General features: G+C 69.3%; 16 protein-coding genes. 9 read left to right on the top strand and 7 right to left on the bottom strand.

Translation table 11 applies throughout. The features are described 5' to 3' along the window. Positions 1-370 precede the first annotated feature (370 nt). Positions 371-1,582: a tyrosine--tRNA ligase gene (gene tyrS, locus ACQGNW_RS05015; RefSeq protein WP_426662019.1), complete on the bottom strand. Its 1,212-nt coding sequence runs from the start codon at positions 1,580-1,582 to the stop codon at positions 371-373. A 182-nt stretch (positions 1,583-1,764) separates the two neighbouring features. Here tyrS and ACQGNW_RS05010 point away from each other — a divergent pair, with 182 nt between their 5' ends. Then, the gene (locus tag ACQGNW_RS05010; protein ID WP_426662018.1) at positions 1,765-3,207 is read left to right on the top strand and encodes an OapA family protein; all 1,443 of its coding nucleotides are present in this window, start codon (positions 1,765-1,767) and stop codon (positions 3,205-3,207) included. Between the two features lie 13 nt (positions 3,208-3,220). Then, positions 3,221-4,339 (top strand): anhydro-N-acetylmuramic acid kinase, encoded by a 1,119-nt coding sequence (locus ACQGNW_RS05005; protein WP_426662017.1) that lies wholly within the window; start codon positions 3,221-3,223, stop codon positions 4,337-4,339. A gap of 6 nt (positions 4,340-4,345) precedes the next feature. Here ACQGNW_RS05005 and ACQGNW_RS05000 read toward each other — a convergent pair whose 3' ends face one another. From ACQGNW_RS05000 to ACQGNW_RS04990, 3 genes are all read right to left on the bottom strand, one after another. Then, positions 4,346-4,645, bottom strand: coding sequence for a hypothetical protein (locus ACQGNW_RS05000; RefSeq protein WP_426662016.1), 300 nt, complete (start codon positions 4,643-4,645; stop codon positions 4,346-4,348). A 119-nt stretch (positions 4,646-4,764) separates the two neighbouring features. Beyond that, positions 4,765-6,018: an AmpG family muropeptide MFS transporter gene (locus tag ACQGNW_RS04995; RefSeq protein WP_426662015.1), complete on the bottom strand. Its 1,254-nt coding sequence runs from the start codon at positions 6,016-6,018 to the stop codon at positions 4,765-4,767. Further along, on the bottom strand, positions 6,008-6,775 hold the full coding sequence (locus tag ACQGNW_RS04990; protein WP_426662014.1) for an exodeoxyribonuclease III: 768 nt from the start codon (positions 6,773-6,775) through the stop codon (positions 6,008-6,010). Before ACQGNW_RS04990 ends, ACQGNW_RS04995 begins: the two co-directional genes overlap by 11 nt. Positions 6,776-6,812: 37 nt before the next feature. Between ACQGNW_RS04990 and ACQGNW_RS04985 the strand changes: the two genes are divergently transcribed. The 3 genes from ACQGNW_RS04985 (at position 6,813) to ACQGNW_RS04975 (ending at position 8,704) form a co-directional block, all read left to right on the top strand. After that, on the top strand, positions 6,813-7,307 hold the full coding sequence (locus ACQGNW_RS04985; RefSeq protein ID WP_426662013.1) for a GNAT family N-acetyltransferase: 495 nt from the start codon (positions 6,813-6,815) through the stop codon (positions 7,305-7,307). An 11-nt stretch (positions 7,308-7,318) separates the two neighbouring features. After that, on the top strand, positions 7,319-7,966 hold the full coding sequence (gene pyrE, locus ACQGNW_RS04980) for an orotate phosphoribosyltransferase (protein ID WP_426662012.1): 648 nt from the start codon (positions 7,319-7,321) through the stop codon (positions 7,964-7,966). 87 nt (positions 7,967-8,053) lie between these two features. Continuing rightward, positions 8,054-8,704, top strand: a complete 651-nt coding sequence (locus ACQGNW_RS04975; RefSeq protein WP_426662011.1) for a DUF4124 domain-containing protein — start codon at positions 8,054-8,056, stop codon at positions 8,702-8,704. A 171-nt stretch (positions 8,705-8,875) separates the two neighbouring features. On the opposite strand, the gene ACQGNW_RS04970 is transcribed toward ACQGNW_RS04975, so the two are convergent. The 3 genes from ACQGNW_RS04970 to coaBC are packed head-to-tail and all read right to left on the bottom strand — an operon-like array spanning position 8,876 to position 12,952. Beyond that, positions 8,876-11,227 (bottom strand): phosphomannomutase/phosphoglucomutase, encoded by a 2,352-nt coding sequence (locus ACQGNW_RS04970; RefSeq protein WP_426662010.1) that lies wholly within the window; start codon positions 11,225-11,227, stop codon positions 8,876-8,878. Positions 11,228-11,282: 55 nt separating this feature from the next. Further along, positions 11,283-11,738 (bottom strand): dUTP diphosphatase, encoded by a 456-nt coding sequence (gene dut / locus ACQGNW_RS04965; protein ID WP_426662029.1) that lies wholly within the window; start codon positions 11,736-11,738, stop codon positions 11,283-11,285. A gap of 8 nt (positions 11,739-11,746) precedes the next feature. After that, on the bottom strand, positions 11,747-12,952 hold the full coding sequence (gene coaBC, locus ACQGNW_RS04960) for a bifunctional phosphopantothenoylcysteine decarboxylase/phosphopantothenate--cysteine ligase CoaBC (RefSeq protein WP_426662009.1): 1,206 nt from the start codon (positions 12,950-12,952) through the stop codon (positions 11,747-11,749). Between the two features lie 96 nt (positions 12,953-13,048). Here coaBC and radC point away from each other — a divergent pair, with 96 nt between their 5' ends. The 4 genes from radC (at position 13,049) to ACQGNW_RS04940 (ending at position 16,675) form a co-directional block, all read left to right on the top strand. Further along, the gene (gene radC / locus ACQGNW_RS04955) at positions 13,049-13,720 is read left to right on the top strand and encodes a RadC family protein (RefSeq protein WP_426662008.1); all 672 of its coding nucleotides are present in this window, start codon (positions 13,049-13,051) and stop codon (positions 13,718-13,720) included. 237 nt (positions 13,721-13,957) lie between these two features. Next, complete coding sequence (locus tag ACQGNW_RS04950) at positions 13,958-14,113, top strand: hypothetical protein (RefSeq protein ID WP_426662007.1); 156 nt, start codon at positions 13,958-13,960, stop codon at positions 14,111-14,113. Between the two features lie 166 nt (positions 14,114-14,279). Further along, positions 14,280-15,968 (top strand): arginine--tRNA ligase, encoded by a 1,689-nt coding sequence (gene argS / locus ACQGNW_RS04945; RefSeq protein WP_426662006.1) that lies wholly within the window; start codon positions 14,280-14,282, stop codon positions 15,966-15,968. Next, entirely contained in the window at positions 15,968-16,675 is a 708-nt protein-coding gene (locus tag ACQGNW_RS04940; RefSeq protein ID WP_426662005.1) for an SPOR domain-containing protein, read from the top strand. Before argS ends, ACQGNW_RS04940 begins: the two co-directional genes overlap by 1 nt. Positions 16,676-16,690: the final 15 nt, after the last annotated feature.

Here is a 16,690-nt window from a genome sequence, read left to right as displayed (position 1 = left end):
CATTACTGACTTTCTTTGGGTGGGACGCTTTGCATTGCTTGGACAGGTCAACAACCCGCCAGCGCAAGGCGTCCACACAATTCACCTGTGCACACTGTCAAAGATCAATCTCGCCACGAACCCTTCCAGATTCGCCCCGTGACCTTTCGTCCCGGGTGAGCCGCCCATTCTACATCGTTCTTTCAGGCCGTCAACAGTCTCGATGAAGATTTGTTTCAACGAGCCGGTGAATGCCGTGCCGATGCAGCAGCAGGGCGGCGAATACTAGGGAGGCACCCGAACCTTGGCAAGCGGATTCTTCGAAAAATTTTCACTCTTTCGCGCAAGCCTCTGATCTTGCGCAAAACATTTTTCTCGAAACCACGGGTGCTCAGCTGCCGACCAGCCGCACCCTGGCGAAGTTGCGCTTGCCCACCTGCAGCACGCCCTCGAAGCCGGCGGTGAACACGCGCTGCGCGTCCTCCACCACCTCCGCGTCGATGCGCACCGCACGCTCCTTGAGCTTGCGGTTCGCTTCGGAGTTGCTCGCGGTGAGCCCCGCCGCCGTGAGCAGCGCAGGCAGGCGCAGACCCTCGGCGGGCGCAGCGACCTCGCTGAGCGGGAGCAGCGACGTGTCGCCCTCGCCGCGCACCACCGCATGCCAGCCGGCGATGGCCTGCTCGGCGGCAGCCGTGTCGTGGAAGCGTGCGGCCAGTTCGCGCGCGAGGCGCAACTTGGCGTCGCGCGGATTCAGCGCGCCGCTTTCCACTTCCCGCTTCATGCGCGCCAGTTCGTCCAGCGACACGTCGAAGCTGAGCAGCTCGAACCAGCGCCACATCAGTGCGTCGTCGATCTTCATCGTCTTGGTGACGATGTCGATCGCGGGTTCGTCGATGCCGATGTAGTTGCCCAGCGACTTGGACATCTTGTTGACGCCATCAAGGCCCTCGAGCAGCGGCATGGTGAGCACGATCTGCGGCTTCTGCCCGAAGTGTTCCTGCAGGCCGCGGCCCATCAGCAGGTTGAACTTCTGGTCAGTGCCGCCGAGCTCGACATCGGCCTCGAGCGCGACCGAGTCGTACCCCTGCACCAGCGGATAGAGGAATTCGTGGATGGCGATCGATTGCTGCGCGGCATAGCGCTTGGCGAAATCGTCGCGCTCCAGCATGCGCGCCACGGTGTGCTGGGCGGCGAGCTTGATCATGTCGGCCGCGCCCATCTTGCCGAACCACTCGGAATTGAAGCGCACCTCCGTGCGCTCGCGGTCGAGCACCTTGTAGACCTGCGCGGCGTAGGTCTCGGCGTTCTTCAGCACGTCCTCGCGGGTGAGCGGCTTGCGCGTGGCGTTCTTGCCGGTGGGATCGCCGATCATGCCGGTGAAGTCGCCGATCAGGAAGATCACCTGGTGCCCCAGATCCTGGAACTGGCGCATCTTGTTGAGCAGCACGGTATGGCCGAGGTGCAGGTCCGGGGCGGTGGGATCGAAGCCGGCCTTGATGCGCAGCGGGCGGCCGCTCTTCAGCCGCTCCAGCAAGTCCTCGCGCTTGATGATTTCGTCGGCGCCGCGCGCGATCGCGGCCAGCGCCTGCTCGGGTTCGTTCATGCATCCCTCGGGGTTGTGGTTGCCATGACAGCCATTCGCGGGATGGCAATCACGTTTCGGCGTTAATTGTGCGTTAACCGAAAACCCAGCGCAAACCCTTGATGGGAAAGGCATTGACGCACTTGTCACGCGACGACTATGGTACGCGGGTTTGTTACTTTGTACGACGAGGCTCGCGCAGCATGGGTGAGGAAAATCGGGGGGCGCGCCACGCACGCAAGCAGGCCATCTGCCGCAAGGCGCAGCGTCGGCACGTCAGCTTCTACGAGCGCTGCGCGCACTGGTCGTTCGACCGTTCGGAATCCACCACGCCGATCCACTGGCACCGCGAACGCTGGGTGCTGGCCGGCACCGCGCTGATGGCGACCCTGCTCTCCGGCTTCCTCATGCCGGCTTGGGCCACCGCGATGAAACCGGCGCCGACGGTCGAGGCGCACACCCTGCTGCCACTGGCCCTGCCGAAGCCGGACCCCGTCCGCCAGACGGCATCCACGGTGGACGACTGGCAGGTAGTGCGCGTGCAACCGGGCCAGACGCTGTCCGACATCTTCAGCGGTCGCGGCCTGAGCCTCACCGACCTGCAGAAAGTGATGGACGCGGCGGGCAACGCGAAGTCCGCATTGCACAACATCCGCCCCGGCGAGGAATTCGACTTCCTGCTCGGCCCCGGCGGCAGCCTGCGCGGCTTCCGTTTCGACAAGGACCAGGCCAACCGCGCCATCGTGCGTCTCGACGGCCCGCAACCCGCGCTCACCCTGCAGCCGCGCGACATGGACGTGCGAGAGGAAGTGGCTCACGGCGTGATCCGCAGCAGCCTGTATGCCGCCGGCGACCAGGCCGGCCTCAGCGCGGCGATGGTGGGCAAGCTGGCCGACCTGTTCAAGTACGACGTCGACTTCGTGCAGGACCTGCGCGAAGGCGACAGCTTCACCGTGATCTATGACGACATCTACCGCGATGGCGTGCGCTACGGCGAAGGCGACATCGTGGCCGCGGAGTTCGTGAACCAGGGCAAGCGCTACACCGCCTACCGCTTCAGGAAGGCCGACGGCAGCTACGGCTGGTTCAGCGAGGACGGCCGTCCGATCCAGAAGGCCTTCCTGCGCATCCCGGTGGATTTCACCCGCATCTCCTCGCCGTTCAGCGCGGCACGCATGCATCCGATACTCGGCCGCATGCGCGCGCACAAGGGTGTGGACTACGCCGCACCGACAGGCACGCCGATCCACGCTGCCGGCGACGGCGTGATCAAGTACCGCGGCTGGGAAAACGGCTACGGCAACTTCGTGCTGATCCAGCACAACAAGGACATCAGCACCGCCTACGGCCACATGTCGCGCTTCGCTCCCGGCGAACACGTCGGTTCGCACGTGAAGCAGGGCCAGATCATCGGTTACGTGGGCATGACCGGCCTCGCCACCGGTCCGCACCTGCACTACGAATTCCGCGTGGACGGCGTACAGCGCAACCCGCAGACGGTGACGCTGCCCAAGCCCGAGCCGCTGCCCGCGGCCCAGCTGGCGAAGTTCAAGGCCACCGTGGTCAAGCCCGAGCTGGCGCGACTGGAACGGATCGACCAGCGCATCCAGCTGGCCCGGAACAACACCCCGAACACCGACAACTGAGCGCCGCGCCCACGTGAGTGATGCCGCGTCGCTCTACCTCGGCCTGATCTCCGGCACCAGCGCCGACGGCATCGACGCTGCGCTGGTGTCGTTCGAACACGACCGGCCACGCCTGCTGGCCGCACGCACACACCCGTGGCCCGACGCGCTGCGCGCACGGATCCTAGCGGTGGCGCAGGGTGAAACGGCCCTCGATCTCGATGCCTTCGGACAGCTGGACGTGGCGCTGGGCCACGGTTTCGCCGATGCCGCGCTGGCGCTGCTGCGCGAGAGCGGCACGCCGGCCGCCGCGGTGCGCGCAATCGGCTCGCATGGCCAGACGGTGCGCCATCGCCCCTTCGGCGAATTCCCATTCACCCTGCAGTTGGGCGACCCGACGACGATCGCCGAACGCTGCGGCATCGACGTGGTAGCGGACTTCCGCCGTGCCGACCTGGCCGCCGGCGGCCAGGGCGCACCGCTGCTGCCGGCCGTGCATGCGATGTTGCTGGCGCATCCCGGCCATGCCCGTGTGGTGCTCAACCTCGGCGGCATCGCGAACATCACCGTGCTGGGCGCCGACGGCAGCGTGATCGGCTTCGATACCGGCCCGGCGAACGGGTTGCTCGACGCCTGGCACCTGCGCCACCGCGGCGAGGCGTTCGACCGCGACGGCGCGTTCGCCGCCAGCGGCAAGATCGACGACGCGCTGCTCGAGGCGCTGCTGGCCGATCCCTATTTCGCGCTGGCGCCGCCCAAGAGCACCGGTCGCGAATACTTCCATCTCGACTGGCTCGCCGCACATCCGCGCGTGGGCGCACTGGCACCGGCCGACGTGCAGGCCACGCTGCTGGAGTTCACCGTGCGCAGCGTGGCCGAAGCGATCGAACGCCATGCGCCGGCAGCGGGAGACGTGCTGGCCTGCGGTGGCGGCGTACACAACCGCGCGTTGATGCGCCGGCTCGGCGAACGGCTGGCGCCACGCACCGTGTCGAGCACGGCGGCGTTCGGCATCGATCCGGATTTCCTCGAGGCCAGCGCGTTCGCCTGGCTGGCCCGGCAGCGCCTGCTCGGCCTGCCCGGCAACCTGCCCGCAGTCACCGGTGCGCGGGGGCCGCGCCTGCTCGGCGCCATCCATCCCGCGCCGCGCTGAGCCGGCTCACTCGAACAGGGCAGTCTCGCGCGCGACCGGCACCAGCTGGTCGCCGCGCGCACTCGACAACGCCTGCACGGTTTCCCGGAACACCGCCTGCTCGGTCGCGTTCCACGAGCCGGCAGGCATGGCGAGTTCGTCGGCGTCGACCAGGGCCTCGGCCTGCTGGCCGCTTTCGGCCACGCCAAGGCCACGCCGCAATGCGTGCAGCAGCACCTCGTTGAGGCTCCACTGGCGGTTCTTGGCGAACGCCTGGATGCGTTCGGCCAGCAGATGGTCGACATGGCGTATCACGAGATCGGGCATTCGTCGGCTCCTTGCACGCGGCGCCCCCTGCGTCGCCGATGATGCCAGCATGGCGGCGGCCGGCAAGCGGCGCGCCGCCGATCCGTGGCCTGCGCCGCATCTGCGACGTGAACCCGTACTCAGTGCGGGCGCGCCAGCTCGGCGCGGTCGATCGCGCGGCGCAGCGCGAGGACCAGCAGCAGGCCGGGCAACGCCGACAGCGCGGTGATCGTGAAGAAATTGGACCAACCCACCTGCGGAACCAGCCACGCCGCCAGCGGCCCCAGGAACACCCGCCCCACCGCCGACAGCGAGGACAGCAGCGCATATTGCGTGGCCGAGTAGCGCACGTTGCACAACGCCGTCACCAGCACCACGAAAGCGGTGCTGCCCAGGCCGCTGAAAAAGTTCTCCGCGCCCACCACGATCGCCAGCGCCAGCAAGTCGGGGCCGCTGTGCACCAGCCAGATGTAGCCCAGATTCACCAGCGCCTGCAGCACGCCCAGCACCAGCAGCGCGGGGAACAGACGCATCCGCGTCACTACCCAGCCGCCCGCGAGCGCGCCGCACAGGCCGGCGGCGAGGCCGAAGGTCTTGTTGATCGCGCCGAGCTGGGTCAGCGAGAACTGCGGCACGCGCAACAGGAAGGTGGTCGACAGCGACAGCGCGAACGCGTCGCACAGCTTGTACAGCACCATCAGCGCCAGCCACGCCAGCGCCAGCGCGCCGTAGCGCTGGAAGAAATCGGCGAACGGCTGCACCACTGCCTCGGCAAAGCTGCGCGCCGGGCGCTCGTCCGGCGCGTCGGGCGAAGCGATGGTGACCAGGATCGCCACCAGCATCAGCGCACCCATCAGGCGGTAGGTCCAGGCCCAACCCACGTGATCGGCAAGAATCAGCGCGAGGGCGCCGGACACCAGCATCGCGGTGCGGTAGCCGCCTTGCGTCAATGCGGTGCCCCAGCCGCGCTCCTCCGGACGCAACAGGTCCGTGCGGTGCGCATCGAACGCGATGTCCTGGGTGGCGGAGGCAAACGCCAGCAGCACGCCGAAGAACGCGATCGTGCTTGCCGCGCCCTGCGGCGTGTAGAAACTCATGCTGATCAGCGCCGCGCCGCAGAGCAGCTGCATCAGCATGATCCAGCCGCGGCGGCGGCCGAGGAACGGCAGCGGCAGGCGGTCCAGCAACGGCGCCCACAGGAACTTGAACACGTAGGCCTGGCCGATCAGGGTGACCCAGCCGATCGTCCTCAGGCTCAGGCCGGCGGTGGTGAACCACGCCTGCAGCGTCGGGTTGGAAAGCGCCAGCGGCAGGCCGGAGGAAAAGCCCAGCAGACCGACGCTGAATACGCGCCAGTTGCGCCCCGGTACGCTGGCCGCGCCCTCAGTCGGCATAGTCGACGGTATACGGCGCGTGGTCGGAGAAGCGCTCGTCGCGGTAGATCGCGCAACGCTTCAGGCGCCTGGCCAGCGCAGGCGTGACGAACTGGTAGTCGATGCGCCAACCCACGTCGTTCTCGCGGGCGCGGCCGCGGTTCGACCACCAGGTGTAGTCCTCGCCCTCTGGATGCAGCGTGCGGTAGCTGTCCACCCAGCCGCGCTCGACCAGGCCGTTGAGCCAGGCGCGCTCCTGCGGCAGGCAGCCGGAGTTCTTCTGGTTGGACTTCCAGTTCCTGATGTCCTTCTCGCTGCGCACGATGTTCCAGTCGCCGCACAGCACGTAGTCGCGGTCGCTCTTCAGCCACTCGTCGAGGATCGGCGCCAGCCAGTCCATCGCCTTGAACTTGAACTGCTGGCGCTCCTCGCCGGAGGAGCCGGACGGCACGTACAGCGAGACGACGCTGAGCTTGCCGAAGCGCGCCTCCACGTAGCGGCCTTCCTCGTCGAACGGGTTCCAGCCCAGCGCGGTGCGTACCTCGTCGGGCTCGCGCTTCGTGTAGATCGCCACGCCCGAATAGCCTTTCTTGCTGCTGGCGTCACGGTAGAAGCAGTGGTGGCCGTCGGGGCGGAACATCGGATCGGCGAGCTGGTCTTCCTGCGCCTTGGTTTCCTGCAGGCAGACCACGTCGGCCTTCTGCTTCCGCAACCACTCGAACACGCCCTTGGTCGCGGCCGAGCGGATACCGTTGGCGTTCAGGCTGATGATGCGCATGCGTGACTCCCGGGGCGATGCGGGCATCATAGCAACCATGCCGGTACCGCCCGCCATCGATGTGCGGCCAGTCACGCCCGCCTTGCGCGACGCCGTGCTGCGCCTGCGCGTGCAGCCGGAGCAGGAGGGCTTCGTGAGCCCGCCCGCGCGCACCCTGCCCGACGCCGAACACTGTTCCGGCAGCGAACCGATGGCGATCCTGCTCGACGGCGTGCCGATCGGCTACTACCGCATCGAGCGCAGCGCGCGCAGCCTCACCGGCCGCGACGACGATGCCGACGCGCTGGGCCTGCGCTCGTTCCAGCTCGACGCGGCATGGCAGGGGCGCGGCCTCGGCTCGGCCGCGATGGCAGCGCTGCTGGCCGACCTGGCGCAACGCCATCCGCAGGCGCGGCGCATCATGCTGACGGTGGGCTGCGACAACACCACGGCGCTGGAGCTCTACCGGCGTGCGGGCTTCGCGAACAGCGGCGCGCTGTACCATGGCGGCCGTTCCGGGCCGCAGCATCTGCTGTGGCGCGCCCTACCCTGACGAGAGTTTCCATGCACGACTACCAGCGCGACTTCATCGAACTCACCCTGCAGCGCGAGGTGCTGCGCTTCGGCGAATTCACGCTGAAGTCCGGGCGGCAGAGCCCGTACTTCTTCAACATGGGACGCATCGATTCCGGCGCGGCGCTGAGCCGGCTGGGCCGCGCCTACGCCGCCGCGGTGGCGAACGCGGGGATCGACGTGGACATGCTGTTCGGCCCCGCCTACAAGGGCATTGCGCTGGCCGCCGCCACCGCGATCGCGCTGGCCGACCAGCACGGCCGCGACCTGCCGTGGGCCTACAACCGCAAGGAGGCCAAGGATCACGGCGAGGGCGGCGTGCTGGTGGGTGCACCGCTGAAGGGCCGCGTGCTGATCGTGGACGACGTGATGACCGCCGGCACCGCGGTGCGCGAGTCGCTGGCGCTGATCCGCGCCCACGGCGCCGAGCCCGCCGGCGTACTGATCGCGCTGGACCGGCAGGAGCGCGGCCAGGGCGAGCTTTCCGCCGCACAGGAAGTGACGCGCGACTACGGCATCCCGGTGATCGCGATCACCAGCCTCGCCGACGTGCTGGCCTACGCGGGTGAGCGACCCGAACTGGCGGCCGAGCATGCGCGCCTGCTCGCCTATCGGGCGCGCTACGGCGTGGACGGCTGAGAGCCCGTTCACGGCTCGCGACGACAGGCCGGCGCGGCGGCGGTGCAGCAGCACAACGGCGTCTATACTTCCCGCGAAGGGGTACTCATGCGCAAGTCACTGTCCATCCTGACCATCGCCGCGCTGCTTGCCAGCGTGCCGGTCTTCGCCCAGCAGCAGGGCGCGAACGCCAACGGTGTGCGCTACAAGTGGGTGGACGGCAAGGGCTTGCCGCATTTCAGCGACAGCCTCACGCAGGACGCGCTCAAGTACGGCTATGACGTGGTCAACGACCAGGGCATGGTGGTGCAGCGCGTGCAGCGCCAGCTCAGCCCGGAGGAGCGCGCCGCCGCGCAGAAGCTCGCCGCGCAGCAGGCCGCCGCCCGGCGCGCCGCCCAGGACCAGGCCCGCGCGGATGAGCAGATGCTGGCCGCCTATCCCGACGAGGCCGCGTACAAGGCCGCCCTGCAGCAGTCGCTGGCGAACCTGGACCAGCAGATCCACACCAGCAAGCTCAACCTGCGCAGCCAGGAGCAGGCGCTGACCGAACTGCTGGGCCGCGGCGCCGAGTTCGAGCACAACAAGCAGCCACTGCCGAAGTCCCTGCAGGACGGCATCGCCAAGCAGCGCGGCGTGGTCAGCGGCCTGCAGGCGCTGCTGCAGCGCCAGCAGGCGCAGCGCGCGCAGGCCGCCCAGGAACAGCCGCAGCAGCTCGCGCACTACCGCGCCCTGCAGGCCGCACAGCAAGGACAGCCCTGAGAGACGTTCGGAATCTCCCCATGCCCGCATGGGTTGCCCTCGCATGGCCTCCGGGTGGCGCCCCGCGAGTGCAACGCATGCGGCGTGGAGATGCCGAACCGGCCCCATGCCGCCGTGCGGCACGGATGGCGCGAAGCGAAGGCCCGGCCATGCCGGGCCTTCGGCGCTCGATCAGAACGGCAGCTTCAGCGCCGGATCGACCGCCAGCAGCTGCGCGCGGAACACCTGCTGGATGCGCTTGAGCGCGGCCGGGTTGTCGGCGTCGAAGCGCAGCACCAGCACCGGCGTGGTGTTCGATGCCCGCACCAGGCCCCAGCCGTCCGGCCAGTCGGCGCGCACGCCGTCGATCGTGATGAGCGTGGCGTCGGCGAAGCCCGCCTTGGCGCGGAACTTCTCCATGAAGCGGTAGTGCTCGCCCTCGGCCAGCTCGATCTTCAGCTCCGGCGTGGAAACGCCCTTGGGCAGGGTGGCGAAGATCTCCTCCGGCGTGCGGTCCTCCAGATCGCCGGCGAGGATCTCCATCAGCCGCGCGCCGGCGTAGATGCCGTCGTCGAAGCCGTACCAGCGTTCCTTGAAGAAGAAGTGCCCGCTCATCTCGCCGGCCAGCTCCGCGCCCGTCTCGCGCATCTTGCCCTTGATCAGCGAGTGGCCGGTGCGCCACATCAGCGGACTGCCGCCAGCCTCGAGAATCTGGCCCTTCAGGTGCCCGGTGCACTTCACGTCGTAGATGATGGTGGCGCCCGGCTGGCGCGCCAGCACGTCACGCGCGAACAGCATCAGCAGGCGGTCGGGGAAGACGATCTCGCCCGCCCTGGTCACCACGCCGAGGCGGTCGCCGTCGCCGTCGAAGGCCACGCCGAGGTCGGCGCCGGTCTGCTTCACCGCGAGGATCAGGTCCTCGAGGTTGTGCGGATCGGAGGGATCGGGGTGATGGTTCGGAAACGTGCCGTCCACCTCGCAGTACAGCGGCACCACCTCGCAGCCGATACCGGAAAGCACCTGCGGGGCCAGCGCGCCGGGGATCCCGTTGCCACAGTCCACCACCACCTTGAGCCGGCGTTCGGCCTGCACGTCGGAGACGATGCGCTCAAGGTAGTCGGGCAGCACGTCGACCTGGCGCAGGCTGCCCTCGTTGCCCGTTTCCAGCGTGTTCTCGGCGATGCGCCGGTAGAGGTCCTGGATCGAGCCCTCGGACAGGGTCTGCCCGCCGATCACGATCTTGAAGCCGTTGTAGTCGGGCGGGTTGTGGCTGCCGGTCACCGCCACGCCGCAGCCGGTGTTGTAGTGGTAGGTGGCGAAATACACCACCGGCGTGGGCACCGCGCCGAGGTCGATCACATCGATGCCCGCCTCGCGCAGGCCGTCGGCCAGCGCGCCGGCCAGCTCCGGGCCGGACAGGCGGCCATCGCGGCCCACCACGATCTCGGTGAGGGCCTGCTCACGCATCAAGGTGCCGATGGATTGGCCGAGCAGGCGCGCCACGCCGGCGTTCAGCGTCCGGCCCACCACGCCGCGGATGTCGTAGGCGCGGAAGATCGACGGGTCGACCGCGATGTTCGCTGGGGATTTCGGCACCGGCGCGGGCGCCGGCGTAGCGGCGAGCTTGGCGAGTACCGGTACGGGCGGTGCGGTCTTGCGGGCGGCTTCCCTGGACAACTTGAACTCCTCGATGTCGATGTCTTGCTCGGCGACCGGCAACTCGCGTCGACGCAGCCTCCACCACAACAGATACAGCCCCGCGCCGAGGCCGGCCAGCGCCAGCAGCGCCGTCAGCGGCCAGGTGCGTGGCAGCACGATGAAGGCCATCGGCAGTGCCGCGGCGACGCTGAACGCGCTGCCCGGCACCGGCTTGGCGACCGGCTCCACCTCGGCGGCGGAACTGCCGTGCGAAAGGATACGCATGTCGGTGCTGACATCGCCCTGGCGCAGGTCCAGCCGGCCGCCTGCGGGCGGTGTCGCCTCGAAGGCCTGCTGCACTGGCGCGAACGGCAGCTCCACCCACAGCCAGGCCTGCGCCTGCTGTGGCGAGCCGAGCGGCAGCACCACGCTCAGCCGGCGGTCGCCCACGCCATACGACACGCTCGCGACCGGCGGCAGGCCGTCGGCGGTCTGCGCCGCCATCAGCTGCGCCGCCTTGGCGTAGCCGAATTCGCGGAAATTCGCGTGCACCACCTCCTCGAGGCTGCCGCTGTAGATGTCCAGCTGGCGCGCCTGCGGCAACTTCGCGTGCAGCGCCGTCACCAGCTGGGCACGGTCGCCCTGCAGCGCGGCGGGATCCAGCGAAGCCACCGCCTGCTCCACCGTGGCGCGCTGCGCGGCGACCACCTGCGCCAGCTTCCGCACCGCTTCGTCCCGTGCCTGCTGCACGCGTACCGCCGCGCTGCCTTCGTCCGCGATCAGCCAGGTCTGCCAGGCACAGAACGCGCCCAGCAGCAGCAGCAGCGTGCCCAGCGCCAGCGGCCACAGGCGGCGCCAGTCCGGCTGTGTGCGCCAGCGCGATCCGTTTGCGTCACTCATCGCCATCCCCTGTACCTGCAGGTGCCCGTCACCACCGGCTCGTCCCCGCGCCGAACCGGAATCACTTGATGCCCGTCGAACCGAAGCCGCCCGTGCCGCGCACGCTGGGCGCGAACTCGTCCACGACGTTCAGCCGCGCCTGTGCCACCGGCACCAGCAGCAGCTGGGCGATGCGGTCGCCCACGCCGATGGTGACCGGCTCGCGGCCGCGGTTCCAGCAGGAGATCATCAGCGGGCCCTGATAGTCGGCGTCGATCACCCCGACCAGGTTGCCCATCACCAGGCCCTGTTTGTGGCCCAGCCCGGAGCGCGGCACGATCAGCGCACACCAGCCCTGGTCACCGATGTGGATGGCGATGCCGCTGGGCACCAGCGCGCTGTCGCCGGGGGCCAGCGTGAGCGGCGACTCCAGCGCGGCACGCAGGTCCATGCCCGCGCTGCCGGCGGTAGCCGCTTCGGGCAGCGGAATCGTGTCGCCCAGCCGCGGATCGAGGATCTTCAGTTCCACTTCCAGCATCGTCGTGCTCACCCGCGCACCGCGCGATAGCGTTCGGCCACGCAGCCCACCAGTTGCCGCGCCAGCTCGCTCTTGCCGGCGCGCGCCAGCGCCAGCATGCCGTCGGCCCAGTACACGTCCAGCGCGTTGTCGGCGGTTTCGAAACCCAGGCCGTCGCCGACACGGTTGGCGGCGATCATGTCGAGCCCTTTGCGTTGCAGCTTGTCCTGCGCGTAGCGCGCCACGTCGTGCGTCTCGGCGGCGAAGCCCACCAGGAACGGATGGGCGGGGCGTACGGCCAGGCTGCCGAGGATGTCGGGATTCTCCGCCAGCTGCAGCACCAGGTCGGCACCGGCCTGCTTCTTCAGCTTGCGCTCGGCCACTTCGGCCGGCCGGTAGTCGCCCACCGCGGCCGCGCCGATGTAGATCGACGCCTGCGCGCAGGCATCGAGCACCGCGGCCTGCATCTGCGCCGCGCTGCGCACGTCGATGCGGCGTGCCACGCCGGGCGGCGTGGCGAGGCTCACCGGTCCCGCCACCAGGGTGACCCGCGCGCCCGCCTCGGCCGCGGCCTGCGCCACCGCGAAACCCATCTTGCCGGAGCTGCGGTTGCCGATGAAACGCACCGGGTCGATGTCCTCGAACGTGGGGCCGGCGCTGACCACCACCTCCAGCCCGGCCAGCGCACCGCCGCCGAACGAGGCGGCCAGCGCGTCGCGCAGTTCCAGCGGCTCCAGCATGCGGCCCGTACCCACGTCGCCGCAGGCCTGTTCGCCCGCGGCCGGACCCAGCACCTGCACGCCGCGCTGGCGCAGCACGGCGATGTTGGCCTGCACCGCCGGGTGTGCCCACATCTGCTGGTTCATCGCCGGCGCCACCGCCAGTGGCGCGGCGCTGGCCAGGCACAGCGTGGTGAGCAGGTCGTCGGCGTGGCCGTGGGCCAGTTTCGCGAGGACGTCCGCGCTCGCCGGCGCGATCACGATGCGCTCGGCCCAGCGCGCCATCTCGATGTGGCCCATCGCCGCCTCGGCGCTCTCGTCCCACAGCGAAGTGCGCACCGGCTGGCCGGACAAGGCCTGGAAGGTGGCCGGTCCCACGAAGTGCGTGGCGCCTGCGGTCATCACCACACGCACCTCCGCACCCTGCTCGCGCAGGCGGCGGACCAGTTCGCAGGACTTGTAGGCGGCGATGCCGCCGGACACTCCCAGCAGGATGCGGCGTTGGGCGAGGCTCATGTAGGCAGGGCCTGACGTGCGGGCAGACGTTTAGCTTACCGGAATCGTGCCGCGCGACTGCTGCCCGCATCGCATCCGCGCCGGCACGCTGGCGGCATGAGCATCCGCGACTGGCCCGAAGGCGAACGTCCCCGCGAGAAGCTGCTGGCCCGCGGCAGCGGTGCGCTGTCCGACGCCGAATTGCTGGCCGTGCTGCTGGGCAGCGGCGTGCGTGGCAAGGATGCCATCGCGCTGGGCCGCGAGCTGCTGGTGGGCGCGGGCAGCCTCGGCGCTCTGCTCGGTCGGCCCGATCAGTCGGTGCGTGCCGCGGGCCTCGGCCCCGCCAAGCGGGCCCGCATCGCCGCCGCGCTGGAACTGGCCCGGCGCAGCCTCGCCGAGCAGTTGCACGAGCAGCCCGCACTGGGCAACCCGCGCGACAGCGGCGACTTCCTCAGCGCCCGCCTGCGCCACCTGCCCTACGAGGTGTTTGGCTGCCTGTACCTGGACAACCGGCATCGCGTGCTGGCCTTCGAGGAGCTGTTCCGCGGCACCGTGGACGGCGCCAGCGTGCATCCGCGCGAAGTGGTGCGCGCCTGCCTGCGGCACAACGCCTGCGCGGTGATCTTCGCCCACAACCACCCGAGCGGGGTGGCCGAGCCCAGCGCGGCCGACCGCGCGATCACCCGTGAGCTGCGCGAGGCGCTGCAACTGGTGGGCGTGCGCGTGCTGGACCACCTGGTGATCGGCAGCGGCGAGCCGGTATCGATGGCCGCACGCGGCCTGATCTGAGCCCGCGAGACAAAAACGTCGGAGCGATTTGTGGATTTTCGTGAAGAGTGCGGCCATGGGTGGCCGCCCGTTTGATCTTCGCGTTCAAGGACGAACGCACAAAAAAAGCGGCGCGGGATGAGCCGCGCCGTGGTTGCCGATTCTGGGGAGCGGAGAGAGCGGCGTCTCCGGGCGCCGGAAGTGGAGGGGAGTCGCCACCGGCACGCAGCCAGTGTGGCGCCGCCGCATGACAGGGCCATGACGATCCCGTGCGACGACGATGACCGCCAGGCGGCCATTACTTATGCACAAAAGCCAGTGGCCAGCACTTGCATCGCCCAACGCAACCATGACTTCAAGCATGACTTATATGTGCCTGATGTGAAATATTTTTTCCTGATGAAAGCGGCATGACCCCGCAGCCGGAACCTGGCTGGCCATATCGGGCCCGGCTTTCCCCACAGACTTATCCACAGGCGGCGCGCGGCGCCGCAGCATGCTGTTGCCCGGCCGGCCAAGGAGCCGCCCGCGCCGGCCGGTCTGCTAGGATTGCCGGTTCCATCCCGGAATCGTCGCGCCCGTGAAAGCCCAGCTGCACGAACTGGTCCTCGAGGCCATCCACGCCCTGCAAACCCAGGCTGCCCTACCCGTCGATCTCGTGGTGCCCGGCTTCGTGATCGAGCGCACGCGCAGCCGCGAACATGGCGACTTCGCCTGCAACGCCGCCATGCTGCTGGCCAAACCCGCACGCGCCAAGCCGCGCGAGCTAGCCGAGAAGCTGGTGGCCGCACTGCCGGCCAGCGATCTGCTGGCGGGGGTGGAGATCGCCGGGCCCGGCTTCATCAACTTCTTCCTCACTGCCGGCGCCAGCCAGTCGCAGGTGCGCCGCATCCTCGAGCACGGCGCGGACTACGGCCGCAACGCGCAGGGCGCGGGCCGCACGGTGGGCGTGGAGTTCGTCTCGGCCAATCCCACCGGCCCGCTGCACGTGGGCCACGGCCGCAATGCGGCGCTGGGCGACTGCGTGGCACGCCTGCTGGAAGCTTGCGGCTGGAACGTGAAGCGCGAGTTCTACTACAACGACGCCGGCGTGCAGATCGCCAACCTCGCGACCTCCACCCAGGCGCGCGCCAGGGGCATCGCTCCCGGCGATGCCGGCTGGCCCGAGGATGGCTACCGCGGCGACTACATCGCCGACGTGGCCAGGGCCTATCTCGCCGGCGACAGCGTCACCGTGGAAGGCCACACCGTCACCGGCGCGAAGGACGCGGAGAACCTCGATGCGATCCGTGCCTTTGCCGTGGCCTACCTGCGCCGCGAGCAGAACCTCGACCTGCAGGCCTTCGGCGTGGGCTTCGACGTGTACTTCCTCGAATCCTCGCTGTACACCGACGGCAAGGTGGAGGAAACCGTGCGCGAGCTGATCGCCCACGGCCACACCTACGAGGAAGGTGGCGCGCTGTGGCTGAAGACCACCGACTTCGGCGACGACAAGGACCGCGTGATGCGCAAGTCGGACGGCACCTACACGTATTTCGTGCCGGACGTGGCTTATCACCTCAGCAAATGGCAGCGCGGCTACGGCAAGGCGATCACCGTGCTGGGTTCCGACCACCACGGCTCGCTGGCCCGCGTGAAGGCCGGCCTGCAGGCGCTGGACGCGGGCATCCCCAAGGGCTACCCCGACTACCTGCTGTACCAGATGGTCACCGTGATGCGCGGCGGCGAGGAGGTGAAGATCTCCAAGCGCGCCGGCAGCTACGTCACCCTGCGCGACCTGATCGACGAGGTGGGCCGCGACGCCACGCGCTATTTCCTGATTTCGCGCAAGGGCGATTCGCAGCTGGTGTTCGACATCGACCTCGCGCGCTCGCAAACCAACGACAACCCGGTGTACTACATCCAGTACGCCCACGCCCGCGTGTGCTCGGTGCTGCGCCAGGCCGGCGAGAAAGGGTTCACGTTCGATCAGGACAATGGGCTCAGGCAACTTGCGCGGCTGGACAACGAACACGAGCAGGCCCTGCTCACCGAGCTGTCGCGCTACCCCGAGGTGGTGGAGGCGGCGGCAGCGAACCTGGAGCCGCACCTGCTGGCCGTCTGGCTGCGCGAACTGGCCAACGCGTTCCACACCTACTACAACTCGCACCAGTTCCTGGTCGAGGACAGGGACCTGCGCGACGCCCGCCTCGCCCTCGTGGTGGCCACCCGGCAGGTGTTGCGCAACGGTCTCGACTTGCTGGGCCTCGGCGCCCCGGAGAGCATGTGATGGCAGCACGCAAAGGCAAGGGTCGGCAGGCGGTACGCAACAGGAACGGCGGGTTTCCGGCCTGGGCCGCGATCCTGGTCGGCGTGCTGATCGGCGCGGTGGCGGTGGCCTACCTGATGCACCGCTCGCAGCTGCCGATGTCGGCGAAGACCGGGCCGCAGGCCAACCCGCAGGCCACCGCCGAAACCCCGAGCGAAACCGGCGCGGTGGCGCCGGGCAGCGCCGAGAGCGCGCCGAAGAAGCCCCAGTTCGACTTCTACTCCGTGCTCTCGGAGAAGGAAGTGCGCATCCCGGATGCCGAGATCAGCGCGCAGGCCAGAGCCGAGCAGCAAAAGCAGCAGGCCGCCGCGAATGCCCCGGCGAATGCGATGCCGGCGCCCGCCGCACCGCCGGCGGCGCCCGGCAACGCGCCGGTGGCCACCCAGAACGTGGTGGCCGCGCCCGCCGCCGCGGTGCCGAAGCCCGCGGCGGGCAGCGGCTACCTGCTGCAGGTCGGCGCCTTCCCCAACCCTGCCGACGCGGAAACCATGAAGGCGAAGCTCGCCATGCAGGGCTTCGTGGCGAACGTGCAGTCCGTCGACGTCAACGGCCAGACCTTCCACCGCGTCCGGCTGGGGCCGTTCCCCACCGCCAGCGCGCTGGAGGCGACCAAGCAGCGCCTCGCCAATGCCGGGATCAACTCGATCGCGCTGAAGGAAGGCAAGTGACCCATCCCGCCGAGG

Source organism: Rhodanobacter aciditrophus, assembly GCF_050026795.1.
In the GTDB taxonomy this organism is placed as follows: domain Bacteria; phylum Pseudomonadota; class Gammaproteobacteria; order Xanthomonadales; family Rhodanobacteraceae; genus Rhodanobacter_A.
Note: the sequence above shows the minus strand (reverse complement) of the source record. Positions and strands in the feature narration are given on the sequence as shown.